This is a genomic window from Mucilaginibacter sp. P4_C11, from assembly GCF_056402115.1.
Genome location: NZ_JBFUIA010000003.1, coordinates 39,701 through 56,483, shown reverse-complemented (window position 1 = coordinate 56,483; position 16,783 = coordinate 39,701). Strand labels below are relative to the sequence as shown.

Sequence of the window (16,783 nt, the reverse complement as noted above, 5' to 3'; positions counted from 1 at the left end):
GTATAAACAGGCGCTTGCAATTGTTAAATAATAAGGGGTCAAATTAAGTTGTAATATTGTTATTTACCTGTGCGGTGTCCAGCACCAAATTAAACAGGTCCTGTTTAACCTGTCTGAATTCGCGGGTTAGGTTGATCATAGAATTGGCCAGTTTTACCTGGGTGGAGGCAAGCGCATCGGTATCTTCCGGAATAATGTCTTCCGACATCAATTCCAATAGCCTTACCTGCCTTGTCAGCAATTCTTCAACTTCTGTGTCCTGCAGGTGCTTTAATGCCTTGCCGGTGGCAATAAGCTGGTGGATGTGGTTCATATCCTGCAAACCGGCTATATGCTTATCCAGTAACCTTTGCAGAAACGATGTTTCTACCTTGAAAAATTCAAGATCGGATAACCACCGTCGGGCTATTACGTAGTACTGTAATGAACGTGCAGATATTGATGTATTAGCTTGCATATCAACTTTAGTAATTATTAAGATGGTGTTATTCACCTGCTGGTAAAATTAGCAGGCCTCGAATACCTAAAAAATGACCATCGTCACCTTATGCAAATTAAGCGCGTTCAAACAGCCATTTAATTGGTTTGGGTTTTGCTTTCGTTTTCAGGCCATATTGTTTGATGCTTTTTTCTTTAATAAGGTTAACGGCTTCTTCAATATCATCGGTAACCAGGTAAAGGTCGGCATCAAGCTCGCCTATGGTTGCGTTCCTTTTCATCACCTGTATATGCTCAAGCAGCTCTTTATGGTATTCGGTCCCGAATATGATCACCGGGAAATTGTTTATTTTATGGGTTTGTATCAGCGTGAGTGCTTCAAAATATTCGTCTAAAGTACCATAGCCGCCAGGCATCACTATAAATGCAAAAGAGTATTTAACCAGCAGTACCTTACGCAAAAAAAAGTGCCTCATGTATACCCACTTATCCAGGTAGGGGTTGGGTTTTTGTTCAACCGGCAACTGAATGTTACAGCCTACCGATCGTCCGCCAACATCTTTGGCGCCGCGGTTGGCCGCTTCCATTAGGCCTGGTCCCCCGCCCGTTAGTATGGTAAACCCAAGTTTGGCAAATTCGGCCGCTGCTTTCCTGGTAAGCTGGTAGTAGGGGTGGTCTTCCTTGTACCTGGCCGAGCCAAAAACCGTTATACACGGGCCTATAAAATGCAGGGCCCTAAAGCCGTGGATGAGGTCGGCCATGGTTTTGAAGGTAAATTTGAGTTCGCTTAGCCTTGAATGCGGGCCTTCAAGAAATTTGATCTCGGCATTATTCATAATCGCGGTTTATTGGAGGTTATTTATACTAAAATTAAATACCGTGTAAAGGTTGATGTTAATCGCGGTTTAAAACATGACTATGCTCATTAAACTAAGTGGTGGTTGTCAGGTTATAAAGGGCAGAGTTAACCGGCCCGGGCAATAGCAACCAACTGGTCGTGGATGAAAAAAATGATCATCGTCACATTTAAACATGAAAACTATTATATTTTAATTGGCTGTTTATGCCAATATTTGTGACGTTCGTCAGTTTATTGATAACACCTGTTTATGGAAAATGCGGCCTTACTAAAAGCTATTATTGAAAACGCCATTGATGGCATCATTACCATCAACGGGCGGGGTATTGTGGAAACGATTAACCCTTCGGGATGTAAGCTGTTTTTGTGTAAGCCGGAAGATGTTGTTGGTAAAAATATATCGGTATTAATGCCGCAGCCTTATAAGGCACAGCATGACGAGTATATACACCGTTATCAGCAAACGAACGACCCTCACATCATTGGCATAGGCCGGGAGGTTACCGGTTTACGCACGGATGGTACAACCTTCCCCTTTAGGCTTGCCGTAAGCGAAGTGGATTTTGCCGGCAGAAAAATATACGCAGGTTTTATACATGACCTTTCACGGGAAAAAGAAGCCGAGGAACAGTTAAAAGATTATGCCGCCCACCTGGAAGATTTGGTTGAACAGCGCACTCAAACCCTTAAAAATACCGTACAGGCGTTGCAACAGGCAAAAGAAGAGGTGAGTGTATCGCTTGAAAAAGAGAAAGAGCTGGGGCATTTAAAAAGCCGTTTTGTATCAATGGCTTCGCACGAATTCAGGACACCCTTAAGCGCGGTGCAGTTATCAGCATCATTAATTGAAAAATACGCGCAGCCTTATGATAATGCCAACATCCGCAAGCATGTTGCTAAAATTAAAAATGCGGTTGGTAATTTAACAACCATCCTTAATGATTTTCTGTCGCTGGAAAAACTGGAGGCGGGTAAGGTTGAGCCAGCTTGCGCCCCGTTTGACCTGGTGAAATTTTCGGAAGAAATAACCGAAGAGTTGCAAATGGTTGCCAAACAAAATCAAAACATTATTTATCAGCACACCGGCACCCGCAGTATAGTTAGCCTCGATCAAAACCTGCTCAGGAATTGTATTATTAACCTGATATCGAATGCTATCAAATATTCGGGCGAGAATACTTTTATCGAGTTTAACACCGAAATTGCCGATAGCAACTGCGTAATAACCATTAAAGATAATGGCATTGGTATACCCGATACCGATCAGAAACATTTGTTTGAAGCATTTTTCCGGGCGCATAATACAGGTAACATTCCGGGTACCGGGTTGGGCCTGAATATTGTGGCGCGCTATACCAGTTTGATGGATGGCCGTATTGAATTTAAAAGCGATATAAACCAGGGAACTTTGTTCACCATAACTTTTCCAATATCATGAGTAAGAAAGTTTTGATTATTGAAGATAATAATGACATCCGCGAAAATGTAGTTGAAATTCTTGAGTTGGCCAACTACCAGGTATTTGATGCCAATAATGGCAAAAAAGGGGTGGAGCTTGCTATAAAAGAATTGCCTGATATTATTTTGTGCGATATTATGATGCCCGAACTGGATGGCTACGGCGTTTTATACATGCTGAACAAAAATACTGATACGGCTGCAATTCCGTTTATATTTTTAACAGCCAAAGCCGAGCGAGTAGATTTGCGCAAAGGGATGGAATTGGGTGCCGATGATTACCTTACCAAGCCTTTTGATGATATGGAGCTTTTAAACGCTATTGAAAGCCGGCTGAAGAAAAAAGAACTGCACCAAAATTTCTACAGTAAATCGCTCGACAGGTTGAACAGTCTGATAGCAAAAAATGATGGCCTGGCCGAATTAAGAAAGATAATTGCCGAGCGCAAAGGCCGCCATGTTAAAAAGAACCAGGTAATTTATTATGAGAGTGATAAAGGCAACGGCCTTTACCTGGTAATAACCGGCCGCATAAAAACAATAAAGCTTGCCGAAGACGGGCGTGAGCTGATGACAGGCATTTACGTGGGTGAAGACTACCTGGGTATTAACGCTATTTTATCTAACGAGCCTTATTCAGATACAGCAACCGCGCTTGAAGATAGTACGCTTTGCCTTATCCCCAAAGATCAGATAGATCACCTGTTGAACCATTATCCTGATGTAGCCCGCGAATTTATAAAATTACTGGCCAATGATATCCGCGATAAGGAAGATCAGCTCATGCAGCTGGCTTACCACTCGGTACGTAAACGAATGGCCGAAGCTTTAACCCGCCTGCACCGGCAGGATGCAGATAATGAGGGCATAAAAATAACCCGGGAAGACCTGGCGGCTATGGCTGGTATGGCTACCGAAACCGTAAGCCGTACACTATCTGATTTTAAAGATGAAGGATTGATAGAAAAAAAAGGCAGCCTGATCACTATTCTTAAGCCAGAAAAGTTATCTAAAATGAAAAACTGATAACGATCATTTTTTGGGCTGATTACGCTCATACTATTGGGGCCCGCGCAATTGTAGCTTTGTTTTTATAAACAAGATACGATGAAAGCGGTAGCCTACAGTATAAAACCTTTCGAAAAAGAATACCTGGCAAAGGCCAATCAAAAAAAGCACGATATCACCCTTATTTCAAATCCATTGGGGCCTGATACTGCTATTTATGCCGAAGGTAAAGACGCTGTTATTGTGTTTACCAACGATGATGTTTCGGCCGTTGTGATAGGCAAACTGGCCGCACTTGGGGTAAAATATATCGTTACCCGATCGTCGGGTACCGACCATATCGATAAAGATGCCGCCGCCGCGCATCACATGAAAATTGCAAACGTACCTTCTTACTCGCCACAAGCCATTGCCGAGCATGCCGTAGCTATGGCCTTTGCCCTTAACAGGCAGGTAGTTAAAGCCGATCATCATAGCCACGCATTTGATTTTAGGAACGATGGCCTCATCGGCTTTAATTTTGCCGGTAAAACCGTTGGGATAGTAGGCCTGGGTAGCACAGGCAAGGCCGCAGCCGCAATTTATCATGGGCTGGGTTGTAATGTTATTGGTTATGATCTTTTTTTTCCGGCCGATGAACCTTACGCCAAACCGGTATCACTGGAATATTTACTGGAAAATGCGGATATCATAACCCTGCACGTTCCGTTAACAGCCGACACCCGGCATTTTATAAATACCGAAAGTATTGCTAAAATGAAAAACGGAGTGATGCTGATAAATACCTCCCGAGGTTTGCTTGTCAATACCGCCGATGCGCTTTCGGCGATAGAAAGCGGCAAAATAGGGTACCTGGGCATTGATGTGTATGAATTTGAAAAAGGTTTGTTTTTTGAAGATCATCAAAATGATGCCACAAAAGATCCTTTGCTAAATAAGCTGATGGAACACCCTAATGTGCTGGTAACACCGCACCAGGCATACCTTACCCGCGAAGCGCTACAGGAGATAGCCAATTCAACCATAAAAAGCCTTGATTTATGGCAGCAAAACAAATGTGTGGGTAAAGCATGCGCCTGCGCAAAAGAATGCCAGAAAACGGTAACCAACAACATCATGACCGACGTTAAATAATGGAAAATAAATCGCTCCTGCTTACTGATAAATATAATGTAGCTGTCCCGCGCTACACCAGTTATCCAACAATGCCTTACTGGGATGCCAATACCTTTAGCGCCGAATTATGGCAGCAATCTGTAAAGTTTTCATTTACTGAAAGCAATGCGCAATCGGGTATCAGTTTATACATCCATTTGCCTTATTGCGAAAGTTTGTGTACTTACTGCGGCTGCAATACCCGTATTACCAAAAATCACAGGGTTGAAGAACCTTATATAGCCGCTGTTTTAAGAGAGTGGGACATGTACCTGGCGATTTTTAACGACAAGCCGGTGATAAAGGAAATTCATATGGGCGGGGGCACACCTACTTTTTTTAGCCCCAAAAACCTGCAAACGCTTATAAAAGGGATTATTAAAAAGGCCACGATACACCCCGATGCCGAATTTAGCTTTGAAGCACACCCGGCAAATACAACGGTAGATCATTTGCAGATTTTGTATGACCTTGGCTTCAGAAGGCTATCATTAGGTATACAGGACTTTGATCCTAAGGTGCAGTTTATCATCAACCGCCATCAAACTGCCGACCAGGTGATGGCTGTAACCCAACAAGCCCGCAGGATAGGTTATACCTCCATTAATTACGATTTGATATACGGACTGCCTTTGCAAACTTTGGCCGGCCTTGCCGATACCATGAACAAGGTAGCCTTATTCAGGCCGGATAGGATTGCGTTTTATAGCTATGCCCACGTGCCATGGATAAAACCCGGCCAAAGGCGTTTTACCGAGCAGGACTTGCCCGATGCTGCTGCCAAAACCAAGCTGCACGAAACCGGTAGGGCTTTATTAATGCACTATGGCTACCACGAAATTGGTATGGATCATTTTGCATTACCGGGCGATATCCTTTTACACGCAGAACAAAATGGCAAGCTGCACCGCAATTTTATGGGCTACACCCATCAGCATACCCGGTTACAGGTTGGCCTTGGGGTATCCGCCATCAGCGACTCGTGGTACAGCTTTGCGCAAAACGTAAAAACGGTTGAGGAGTACTTTCAGCTGATAGCCGATGGCCAACTGCCCGTATTTAAAGGACATATTTTAACTGCGGAGGATTTGATTGTCAGGAAGCATATCCTGAACATCATGTGTACCGGGCAAACCGTATGGAACCATCATGGCGAGCATTGCGCTGCCGTAGCCGACGGACTGGATAGATTAGACGCCCTGGCCGACGACGGCCTTGTTGAATTAAACTCCTTAGGACTTACGGTTACCGAAATGGGCAAACGCTACCTACGCAATATTTGTATGTGCCTTGATGCCCGGCTATGGGCCGATAAACCCGCCACGCAGTTGTTTAGTATGGCTATATAGATCATGACCGTAGAATGCCCGATACCGAAATCTTTATAGTCAGGTGTCGGGCATGCTATAGTAATTGCGTCAAACTTTTAACCTCGTAATAGTTTTTAACGTTGGGATGGGGGGCTTTCTAAATCAAATTTTCAAAAGCTATTGCTTCCCTTCACCACCATCTGTGCCGTATTCCTGCTGATTTGTTCCAGTAGTATTGTCTTACCGGCTGTTAATTCCTTCAGCGAAATTTCATCATAATGCCTGGTGGTGATCAGCGTTAAACCGCTATTGTATTTTACTTTAAATTCCTGTTTAAGATTGCGTAGCAGTTTGTCAAAACGATCTTCATGAAAATCAAAACAAACCGTAAAACTGAGGGCCGAGGTTTGCATTACGTTTACTTTTACCTGGTTTTGGGCAAACAGGCCGAAGATTCCGCTCAGGTGATCTTCTGATATAAAAGAATAATCAATAGGCGAAATGGATAGCAGTACCTGGTTTTGCTTCAGGATGATAACCGGCTTTTCAAACTTGTTGATGCCATCTTCTTTAATTACGGTGCCAGGGGCTTCGGGATGGGTAAATGGCTTTACCAGCAAGGGTATTTTGGCGTTTTGTAAAGGCTTTATTGTTTTTGGGTGGATAACGCTGGCGCCGTAATAGGTCATCTCGATGGCTTCGGTATAAGATAGTTCATCAAATTTTACGGTATCGGCGAAATACTTGGGGTCGGCATTCAGGATGCCGGGAACATCTTTCCAGGTGGTAACCGATTCGGCACCCAAACACGACGCAAATATAGATGCGGTGTAATCTGATCCTTCGCGGCCTAAGGTAGTGGTAAAGTTTTCAGATGTACCACCTAAAAATCCCTGTGTTACCACCGCGCCTTTTTGCAGCAGCGCCGGAATATCCTTGCTGATGCTTGCCCGTGTTTTATCCCATTGTACAATGCCCTCGCGGTAGCTGTTATCGGTATGGATATAGCCGCGAACATCAAGCCATTGGCTTTTTATGCCGTTTTTGTTAAGGTAAGCAGATACAATGCGGGTTGATACCAACTCGCCAATGGATACCACCTGGTCGTAAATAAAATCGTAGCTATCGTGCGGTTCATCCTCAATGGCCCAGTCAATCTCCACAAAAGTATTGGCCACTTCGTCAAAAACAGGATCGTTCGCATCAAACAGCTCATGTAAAATATCAAAGTGATATTGTTTGATGCTATCGAAGATACTATGCATATCCTCGGTTTGATCTACATAAGCTTTAGTGAGTTTCTCCAGCGCGTTAGTGGTTTTGCCCATGGCCGATACCACGATGAGTAATTGCTGGCCATCGTATTGTTTAACAACATTGGCCAGATTAATAATACCATCGGCATCCTTAACTGATGCCCCTCCGAATTTAAATACAAGCATTTATTTAATGAATTTACCCACAACCGAATTTGGCCTGAGCAATGTTTTAATTTGTGAATAGGGGATAAACAGCTCCGTAATACCTGCGGCATAAGGCTTAATTTCATATTGGTTGTAAACAAACTTGAGCCCTATCGGCGTAACCGAGAAATTATCATTCAGCGCGAATTTATTATCCTTGAAAAAATAGTCGCGGGCTAAAGACGAGGTATCGCTTAGTTTTTCATCCTTCCTAAAAATACCTTCGGCAACGGCCTTTAATTTATCGGCATAACCATCAATAAAAAGATCATTTAAGGTGATGTTTTTGTTGGCTTTGGTATTCCAGTTGATAAAATATGTTCCTGATGATCCGTGTGCGCCGCCCTGGTAGGTATAACCACCAACTTCGAGCGTGGTGATGCTGGAATCCTGCATTAGTACTTTGGCATAGGCGCTTACAGTCCACTTAGGATGCTTTTTTAAATAATCGGCATAAGCCAGTAAAAATTTGGATGCGTTGTGCAGGTATTTAATATCTGCATTGCCATTGGTAAAAATACCCGATAACTTTTGCATAACCGAATCGTTAAGCCTTGGTTGCCCATCAAAAACCACGTAGCTGGCTTTTACAACCGTATCCTTATGATTTGTAGGCTGCCCCGGCAAGGTAGCCGGAAAGGTTGTAAGGCCATTTGTTGAATACCGAAGCGTGTCTTTAAAAACATCCTTATCTTCTTTGGGTTTAACACTCCATTGGCATGATGCAAACGTAAATCCGACTAAAATAAAACAAAGCTTACTGATGGTTTTCATGTTAGATGTTGTTTTGGTAATTATAGCTTAATATACCAATAGCTTGTTTGGTTTTACAAGGGCATTGTTTTTGAACGCTGGCTAAGACTCACCCGACGAGGCTTCGCCCGTCACCCTCTCTTCACGTGCGGTGGAAAGAGGGGCTTGAAAGTATCACTCATTGCCAGTAATTTAACTTTATTTAAGCCCCTCTTTCCGGCGAAGCCGAAGAGAGGGTGGCCAGCGCAGCGTAGCCGGGTGAGTCTTCCCCGCCATGCAAAGCCGGTTTATTAATACCTCTCCAACTGCTCTTTCGACAACGACACATTAAGCCATCCGGCTTCAATATTGGCCTCGTATTTTTTGTAAAAGTTAATAGCGGGCTCGTTCCAGTCCAATACCTGCCAAACCATACCGCTAAAGCCAAGTTCTTTGGCTTCTACAATCAGCCTGTCAAGCAAAAGTTTGCCAATTTTTTGGCCGCGATAGGCCTCGGTAACAATTAAATCTTCCAGGTACAGGCGGCAGCCCTTCCATGTAGAGTAGCGGATATAATAAAGCGCGAAACCTACTATCAACCCGTCAACGTCGGCCACATAAGCCTTCCAAACAGGTTTAGCGCCAAAACCGGCATCAATAAATTCGTCTAAAGTAACGGTTACTTCCTCCGGCGCCCGCTCAAACAGGGCCAGCTCATGCACCAGTTCCATCAGCCGCGGGCAATCATCAACGGTGGCAGGGCGTATAGCCCCCCCCGCCCCCTGAAGGGGGAGCTTTTGATTGGTATTGTTTGTTATTTGTTCGTTTTCCAATTCTGTAAATTCTTTAATTCTAAAAATTCTGATTCAGTTAACCTAATCAACCCAATCCAACTTAATCAACCACTCACCACTCCCCAACTAATTATTCTTCCAATGCTTCACCACCCGTGTGCCAAAAATAGTGCTGCCCAGGCGTACCATGTTGCTGCCTTGTTCAATAGCTATTTTATAATCAGACGACATGCCCATCGATAAAATGTTAAAACTATCATCTTTTCTGAAATAGCTCACTTTTATTCCGTCAAAAAAGGTCTTCAGTTCGTAATATTCGTCTTTTATTTGTTTTTCGTTATCGGTATTGGTGGCAATACCCATTAACCCGCGGATGCGGATATTTTTACAAGCTGCAAATTCATCCGAACGTAACAGCTCTATCGCTTCATCAAAACCCAGCCCAAATTTGGTTTCCTCGTCGGCAATATAAATTTGCAGCAGGCAATCAATTACACGGCCGGCTTTTTGGGCATGTTTGTTTATTTCCTGTAGCAGCTTTACGCTATCAACAGATTGTATCATGCTTACAAAAGGTGCGATGTACTTTACCTTATTGGTTTGCAGGTGGCCAATCAGGTGCCATTCAATATCTTTGGGCAATTGCTCCTGTTTTTCAACCAGCTCCTGTACCTGGTTTTCGCCAAATAAACGCTGCCCGGCATCGTATGCTTCCTGCACTTCGGCAGCGGGTTTTGTTTTTGATACGGCCAACAATATTACCTTGTCGGCCTCCGTTTCTTTTTTTAAGCTTTTGATATTATCTGCAATGCTCATTTATCCGTAAATTTGCTTAATTAATCAGCCGCTAAATTACAGAATGTATAAATACTTGACCTTGTTTTTTTCAGTAACACTTTTTTTGTGCGGTTGCAAAGGCGATAGTGTCCCCTCAAAATTTATCCAGCCCAAACAAATGACCGGTTTACTGGTGCAGATACACCTCATAGATGGATCGTTATACAATGGTTTGCAGGGAGGCGATAGCCTGTACAAATATGGCATGGGCAAATATTTAGATGCTTTCAGGAAATTCGATACCGACTCGGCCCAGTTCAGGAAAAGCATGCAGTACTACGCCAGCGAACCCGACAAGCTGTTTAAAATATATGATTCGGTTGAGGTAAGGATAAAAACCATGTCAGATTCTGTTAATCTGTCCCAAAACAAACAGCGCGCAATTACCCAAAAGGCCGATTCGCTAAAAGCGGATTCGGTAAGGAAAGCGTTGCTTAAACCAAAAACACCTGCCCAAAAAGCCGATTCGGTTAAGCAGGCAAAAATCAGGGAAAGAGTGATGGCCCGGAAAGCCGATTCGTTAAAGGCCGATTTGGCTAAACAGGCAAAAACTAAAAGAGCGATGAATTCAAAAATCGACTCGGCAAAAAAATTAAAACATAGAAAAAAACTTAATGCTGTACCCATTAAATAGTGTAGATAAGCTTGGGTTTACCGAAGTAAAGGAATTAATAAAAGCTCATTGCCTGAGCGAGATGGGCCAGCAAATGGTTGATAAGATACAGGTGATGAGCAATTACGACCAGATTGCCAAGTTTTTAAGCCAGGCCAACGAGTTCAAAAATATTCTGGTAAACGATGCTGCACTACCCATTCATCATTTTTTTGATATTAAATCCCTGGCCAATAAAGCCCGTATAGAAGGTGTTTTTTTGAGCGAGGAAGAATTTTACCAGGTGCAGGCATCACTGCAAACGGTATTTGCCGTTATCGCTTATTTTAGCGAGCGGGAAGGCCTTTACCCCAACCTGGAGGCGCTTTTTGAGCACCTGCCTATTGAGAAAGCCATTCTGAAAAAGATTGACGCCGTTATTGACCCCAAAGGAAAAATACGCCCCAATGCATCGCGCGATTTGCAGGAGATAACATCGGGCATAGCCAAAGCCGAACAGGAAGCCCGCAAAAAAATTGACCAGATTTTTAAAAATGCATCATCGAGTGGCTGGACGGCCGATGGATCGCTCACGGTACGCGATGGCAGGTTGTGCATCCCGCTCCTGGCCGAAAACAAGCGTAAGCTAAAAGGTTTTATTCACGATGAATCGGCCTCGGGCCAAACCGTTTACATGGAACCCGAAGAGGTATTTACCCTCAACAACCGTGTACGCGACCTGGAATTTGAGCGCCGCCGCGAGATTGTTAAAATATTGACCGCCTTAACAACCGAGTTAAGGCCTTATGCGCCGCTTTTACTATCGTACCACAGCCTGCTAACCAAGCTTGATTTTGTACGCGCCAAGGCCCTGTTTGCCATTGATATTGAAGGCGAAATGCCCCAGGTGGTGAACGAGCCAAAACTGAAATTATTTAATGCCCGCCACCCGCTGTTGTTCCTGAATTTTAAAAAGGAGCAAAAAACAGTAGTGCCGTTGAATGTGCAGATTGACGAAGGTACACGCATCATTGTGGTATCGGGGCCTAACGCGGGCGGTAAATCTGTTTGTATGAAAACGGTTGGCCTGCTGCAAATGATGGTGCAGGCCGGCTTGCTGATACCGGCCGCCGAAGCCAGTGTGATTGGCGTATTTAAGCAAATGTTTGTTGATATAGGTGATGACCAATCCATCGAGAGTGATTTGAGTACCTATAGCGCCCACCTATCTAAAATGAAAAATTTTGTGGAGCAGGCCAATGGTAAAACCCTGATACTGATTGATGAGTTTGGTACTGGTACCGACCCGCAATTTGGCGGTCCCATTGCCGAGGCAGTGCTGGAATCGTTGAACCATAAAAAGGTAAGGGGCATGGTAACCACCCACTATAGCAACCTCAAGATCTTCGCCAGTAATACCGAGGGGATAGAAAACGCCTCGATGTTGTTTAACAATGTGGAGATGAAGCCGCTTTACCGGCTGGAAGTTGGCAAGCCCGGCAGTTCATACGCTTTTGAGATAGCCCAAAAAATAGGCCTGCCGCCAAACGTACTTAACCTGGCCCGGAACAAAATAAGCGAAGGTCAGAAAAAGGTAGACACGCTGTTGGTTGACCTGGAGCGCGAAAAACGCGAGATATTTGAAACCAAACAAAAACTGGACAAGCAGCAGCGCAAGCTTAACGAGTTACAGGCCGAGAACGAGAAGCTAAAAAGCTACCTGGACGAAAATAAAAAAGTACTGATACGCGAAGCTAAAGACCAGGCTAAAAACATTATCCTGAATGCCAATAAGCTGGTTGAAAACACCATATCCGAAATTAAAAGCAGCAACGCCGATAAGGAGAAAACCCGCAGTCTGCGCGAAAACCTGAATATTGAGCTTAAAAAGAATACGGTAAAGGTTGAGCCGGTAAAACCAAGCCCCGCAGCCGCTGCTGAGGAAGAACTGAAGCCTGGCGACTGGGTAAAATTAACCGACTCGGAAACTACCGGGCAGGTGATAGAGATCATTCGCGATAACGTGGTAATTGCTATTGGCGATTTACGCACCGTGGCTAAAAAGAAAAAGGTGGAGCGGGTGAGCAAATCATCGGTACCCAAAGACGTTAGGCGTACCATGAACTCGCATACCAGCGATTTCGCTAATTTTAGTCCGGAGATTGACGTACGCGGCCAACGAACCGAAGATGCCCTGCACAATATCGAAAAACTGTTTGACCGTGCCCTGATGATGGGGTTTGGTAACCTCAAAATCATCCACGGCAAAGGTGATGGCATTTTGCGCAAAATGATACGCCAGTACCTCAAAAAGTACGACCAGGTTGACAGACTGGAAGATGAGCACGCTGATAGGGGCGGGGATGGGATAACTTATGTTTATTTGAAATAGACACGGGAAGGATTTACTGAATTAAAATTTTCCGCTTAATTATATATCTTTAGAAATTCAAAACCTATTTCATAGTCAATTTTGAATGATTTTACTTAAAAGAAAGCTACCATGTTGCAATCATTGAAGATTAAAAACTACAGGAATCTCAAAGATTTGGAGATCGATTCTTTAGGTAGAATAAATCTGATAACAGGAAAAAATAATACAGGCAAATCAACTCTTTTAGAGGCTGTTTCTTTATACGCAAGCAAGTGTGATCTTAATTGGATTAAACAGTTGTTAGATGAAAGGGGAGAAAATTATCAACCTTCTCGCGGTGATTTTTCTTTTGAAGAAACAAACATTAAAACTTTCTCTTCTTTATTTTCAGATAGAAAAGTGGATTTTTTTTTAGATGATTCAATATCAATAGGGATGATTGATGATTCATTGCCTGAGAACAGGCTTTCCTTAGCTAAATCTGTTTCTTTAAGGTTTGTTAAATATTTAGATGAATTGGTAAGTGTTAATGAAAGGCTTTTAAATATTAAGAAAAGAACTGTCATAAAAGATGAAAAAATAGATGGTATTACAGATTTTCAAATCGGTTTAGAGTTGAGGGATGGAAATGCGTCTACGATATTACCTTTTGATGTTGAGGTTTCGAATAGATATAGTAATAGAGGCCTTTCCCCCGCCGACAATTTTCAATTAATAAGAACCAGTAATATTGACCGTGATATCAATGGGATTCTTTGGGATTCAATAGCACTTACAGAGAAAGAAAACTATGTGATTGATGCTTTAAGAATAATTGAGCCGGGTATTGATCGCATAGCATTTGTTGGTGAAAGTGTCAGGGAGAGGGCTACAGTTGTTAAACTGAAAAATGGAAATAACGTGTTCCCTTTAAAAAGTATGGGAGATGGAATAAATCGTATTTTAACTATTATTCTCGCTCTGATTAACTCCGATAATGGTTTTTTGTTGATTGATGAATTCGAAAATGGCTTACATTATTCGGTTCAGGAACAGTTGTGGAAAATCATTTTCAAATTATCCCCGAAACTTAATGTACAGGTTTTTGCAACTACGCATAGCGAGGATTGCATAAGAGGCTTTGAAAGTGTTTTAAATCACCATGAAAATATTGTAGATGGTAAATTGATCAGGCTGGATAATGTTAACGGAAAAATTAAACAAACCGAGTTTACCGCAGGCGAGTTGAAGACTGCTGCTGATAACGATATAGAAACCAGGTAATGCGGGCCAAAGAAAAGTTTAATAAAAAACTACTGGTCGAAGGGAACGACGATCAACATGTGGTCTGGGCATTGTGCGATAGGTTTACGATACCGGAAAACTTTGATGTTGTTGACTGTGAGGGTATTGGTAATTTAATTAGTCAGATCCCTGTCAGAATGAAGCAATCCGGGATCGAATCAATTGGAATAGTAATAGATGCTGATAGCGATATCACATCCCGTTGGAATAAAATATCCGGTTTATTAAATTCTTTAGGATATCAGGTTCCGGTGGTGCTTCCTGAAAATGGCTTAATTATAAACCATAATGACATCAGCATAGGATTGTGGATAATGCCCAATAATTCTTTAAGTGGAATGATTGAAGATTTTGTTAGGTTTTTGGTCCCCGATAATGACGAACTATTGAAATTCGCTCAAGGCTCTTTAGATGCAATTGAGAATGGGGGGCTTAATAAGTACAATCCCATTCATAAATCCAAGGCGTTAATCCATACATGGCTTTCATGGCAGGAAGATCCAGGAACCCCCATGGGGGCATCGATCACTAAACGCTATTTAACCACTGATGCTGTCGTTTGTAACACGTTTGTTGACTGGCTTAATAGATTATTTAGCTGATATAATCTTAAGTTTACCCGCTGTAATACGAGTGAATAGGCGATGGTTGGATAACTTATCTATATTTTAAATAACATTCGTATATTTTCCCAATATTATAAACCAATGGCCCTAAAAACTATCACTCCAATGTTATACACCCGGCAGGTACGGGAAACGGTAGATTATTACATCAATAACCTGGGCTTTACATGTGTTGGCTATGATGAGCGCTGGGGTTGGGCAACAGTTAGCCGCGATGATATCGAAATTATGTTTGCGCTACCTAATGAGCATGAGCCATTTGGGATGCCCAAGTTTACCGGTTCATTGTACATCCGCACCGATAAAGTTGATGAGTTGTGGAAGGAGTTGAAAGAACGCGCCATTATTTGCTATCCCATTGAAACTTTTGATTTTGGCATGCGCGAATTTGCCATTTACGATTACAATGGTTACCTGTTGCAATTTGGTACCCCGGTTGATTAGTGCTTTGCGTCATTGGTCATTTCGCTGTGCTGTCATTGGTCATTAGTTGGTGGGCGCTTTACAACGGTGCGGGTTTGGTTTGAAAGGTGTGCAAACGGTGCGTGCCATGAGGTGGTATTTGCAGGCTTGTTTTACGCCGGCAAATTTCATAAATTAGGCCTGTAAACCGGTAAAAAAATGCGTAAACTTTACTTTGTAATCCTATTCCTGGTATTGTCAGGAGCCCTATCAAATTGCCAGGCGCAGAGCCTGGTGCTCAAAAGCAAGGATACTCATATCCGCTATACCGGCCGCATTAACATGACCGATGAAGCTGCGGAATTTTATTGGACGGGATCATCGGCAGTAATTAACTTTAAAGGGACGGGAGTATCGGCTGTTTTGCAGGATGAGCGAGGCGAAAACTATTTCACAATTATTGTAGATGGTAAGGTAATCAATACCTTACACCTGGAAAATGTCCAAAAAACATACACCCTTGCCGAAGGCCTACCCGACGGCAACCATAGCCTTGAACTATTTAAGCGCACCGAATGGGATAAAGGTAAAACCACTTTTATACAGTTTATTTTAGATAAAGGTGCATTAATATTGCCACCCGCGCCGGTTAAAAAACGCAAAATTGAGTTTTTTGGCAATTCTATCACCTGCGGTTATGCTGTCGAAGATACTACCGGGCAGGATAGGGGAAGTGCGCCTTATGAAAATGGCTACATTAGCTATGCCGCGATAACAGCACGTCATTATAATGCGGCCTATGTGGCTACGGCTAAAAGTGGCATAGGCGTATTGGTAAGCTGGTTCCCGCTTATTATGCCCGAAATGTATAACCGCCTTGACCCAACCGACCCAACAAGTCTTTGGGATTTTACAAAATATACTCCCGATGTAGTGGTTATCAACCTGTTCCAAAACGATTCGTGGATTGTTAAAATACCTGATAATCCACAATTTAAAGACCGTTTCGGCACAAAGCCACCCGAGGCTGATCAAATTATCAAAGCATACCGGGAGATGGTAAAAAACATCCGCAAAAAATATCCGAAGGCTCAAATCCTTTGCATCCTGGGCAGCATGGATGCCACCAAAGACGGTTCGCCATGGCCCGGATATATCGAAAAAGCGGTTGCAAGCCTAAGCGATAAAGGTATTTATACGCACATGATTCCCTACAAAAATACGCCGGGGCACCCAAGCGCCAAGGAGCAGCAGGCCATGGCTGATGACCTGATAGCCTTTATGGACAAGAATATTAAGTGGTGACAAATGTGCAGATTTCAAATTTCAGATGTGCAGATGATTTTGTCCGAACTTGGTTAACAAGATTTACCAGATTTTTTAGATTTTGATTTACAAAACCACCTTTCTTGTAAATCCTTTAATCTGAAAAATCCGAATTCAGAAAAAAT

16 protein-coding genes are annotated in these 16,783 nt (G+C 42.9%); 10 read left to right on the top strand and 6 right to left on the bottom strand.

From position 1 onward, the window contains the following. Positions 1–43: 43 nt before the first annotated feature. Both AC1DU2_RS03470 and AC1DU2_RS03465 read right to left on the bottom strand, forming a co-directional pair. Positions 44–457, bottom strand: coding sequence for a hypothetical protein (locus AC1DU2_RS03470; protein ID WP_477364913.1), 414 nt, complete (start codon positions 455–457; stop codon positions 44–46). Positions 458–554: 97 nt separating this feature from the next. Then, positions 555–1,274: an LOG family protein gene (locus AC1DU2_RS03465; protein ID WP_477382797.1), complete on the bottom strand. Its 720-nt coding sequence runs from the start codon at positions 1,272–1,274 to the stop codon at positions 555–557. Between the two features lie 273 nt (positions 1,275–1,547). On the opposite strand from AC1DU2_RS03465, the gene AC1DU2_RS03460 reads away from it, so the two are divergent. From AC1DU2_RS03460 to hemN, 4 genes are all read left to right on the top strand, one after another. Then, positions 1,548–2,735 carry a PAS domain-containing sensor histidine kinase gene (locus AC1DU2_RS03460; protein WP_477382796.1) on the top strand — a complete coding sequence of 396 codons (1,188 nt, stop codon included), beginning with the start codon at positions 1,548–1,550 and terminating at the stop codon, positions 2,733–2,735. Next, complete coding sequence (locus AC1DU2_RS03455) at positions 2,732–3,781, top strand: response regulator (RefSeq protein WP_477382795.1); 1,050 nt, start codon at positions 2,732–2,734, stop codon at positions 3,779–3,781. The genes AC1DU2_RS03460 and AC1DU2_RS03455 overlap by 4 nt, the downstream gene beginning before the upstream one ends. A gap of 81 nt (positions 3,782–3,862) precedes the next feature. Next, positions 3,863–4,897 carry a 2-hydroxyacid dehydrogenase gene (locus AC1DU2_RS03450; protein ID WP_477382794.1) on the top strand — a complete coding sequence of 345 codons (1,035 nt, stop codon included), beginning with the start codon at positions 3,863–3,865 and terminating at the stop codon, positions 4,895–4,897. Then, the gene (gene hemN / locus AC1DU2_RS03445) at positions 4,897–6,267 is read left to right on the top strand and encodes an oxygen-independent coproporphyrinogen III oxidase (RefSeq protein WP_477382793.1); all 1,371 of its coding nucleotides are present in this window, start codon (positions 4,897–4,899) and stop codon (positions 6,265–6,267) included. Before AC1DU2_RS03450 ends, hemN begins: the two co-directional genes overlap by 1 nt. Positions 6,268–6,398: 131 nt before the next feature. Here hemN and AC1DU2_RS03440 read toward each other — a convergent pair whose 3' ends face one another. From AC1DU2_RS03440 to AC1DU2_RS03425, 4 genes are all read right to left on the bottom strand, one after another. Next, positions 6,399–7,670, bottom strand: coding sequence for an aspartate kinase (locus tag AC1DU2_RS03440; RefSeq protein ID WP_477382792.1), 1,272 nt, complete (start codon positions 7,668–7,670; stop codon positions 6,399–6,401). Beyond that, the gene (locus AC1DU2_RS03435) at positions 7,671–8,465 is read right to left on the bottom strand and encodes an RsiV family protein (protein ID WP_477382791.1); all 795 of its coding nucleotides are present in this window, start codon (positions 8,463–8,465) and stop codon (positions 7,671–7,673) included. A gap of 269 nt (positions 8,466–8,734) precedes the next feature. After that, the gene (locus tag AC1DU2_RS03430; RefSeq protein ID WP_477383022.1) at positions 8,735–9,154 is read right to left on the bottom strand and encodes an N-acetyltransferase family protein; all 420 of its coding nucleotides are present in this window, start codon (positions 9,152–9,154) and stop codon (positions 8,735–8,737) included. Between the two features lie 189 nt (positions 9,155–9,343). Next, positions 9,344–10,033 (bottom strand): YggS family pyridoxal phosphate-dependent enzyme, encoded by a 690-nt coding sequence (locus AC1DU2_RS03425; RefSeq protein ID WP_477382790.1) that lies wholly within the window; start codon positions 10,031–10,033, stop codon positions 9,344–9,346. 43 nt (positions 10,034–10,076) lie between these two features. On the opposite strand from AC1DU2_RS03425, the gene AC1DU2_RS03420 reads away from it, so the two are divergent. The 6 genes from AC1DU2_RS03420 to AC1DU2_RS03395 all read left to right on the top strand — a co-directional run bounded on the left by AC1DU2_RS03420 (position 10,077) and on the right by AC1DU2_RS03395 (position 16,637). After that, entirely contained in the window at positions 10,077–10,688 is a 612-nt protein-coding gene (locus AC1DU2_RS03420) for a DUF4296 domain-containing protein (RefSeq protein WP_477382789.1), read from the top strand. Beyond that, positions 10,669–13,038, top strand: coding sequence for an endonuclease MutS2 (locus AC1DU2_RS03415; protein WP_477382787.1), 2,370 nt, complete (start codon positions 10,669–10,671; stop codon positions 13,036–13,038). Before AC1DU2_RS03420 ends, AC1DU2_RS03415 begins: the two co-directional genes overlap by 20 nt. A gap of 111 nt (positions 13,039–13,149) precedes the next feature. After that, entirely contained in the window at positions 13,150–14,283 is a 1,134-nt protein-coding gene (locus AC1DU2_RS03410; protein ID WP_477382785.1) for an AAA family ATPase, read from the top strand. After that, complete coding sequence (locus AC1DU2_RS03405) at positions 14,283–14,906, top strand: DUF3226 domain-containing protein (RefSeq protein ID WP_477382782.1); 624 nt, start codon at positions 14,283–14,285, stop codon at positions 14,904–14,906. Before AC1DU2_RS03410 ends, AC1DU2_RS03405 begins: the two co-directional genes overlap by 1 nt. A gap of 105 nt (positions 14,907–15,011) precedes the next feature. Next, on the top strand, positions 15,012–15,374 hold the full coding sequence (locus tag AC1DU2_RS03400) for a VOC family protein (protein ID WP_477382780.1): 363 nt from the start codon (positions 15,012–15,014) through the stop codon (positions 15,372–15,374). A gap of 177 nt (positions 15,375–15,551) precedes the next feature. Continuing rightward, entirely contained in the window at positions 15,552–16,637 is a 1,086-nt protein-coding gene (locus AC1DU2_RS03395; protein ID WP_477382778.1) for an SGNH/GDSL hydrolase family protein, read from the top strand. Positions 16,638–16,783 lie beyond the last annotated feature (146 nt).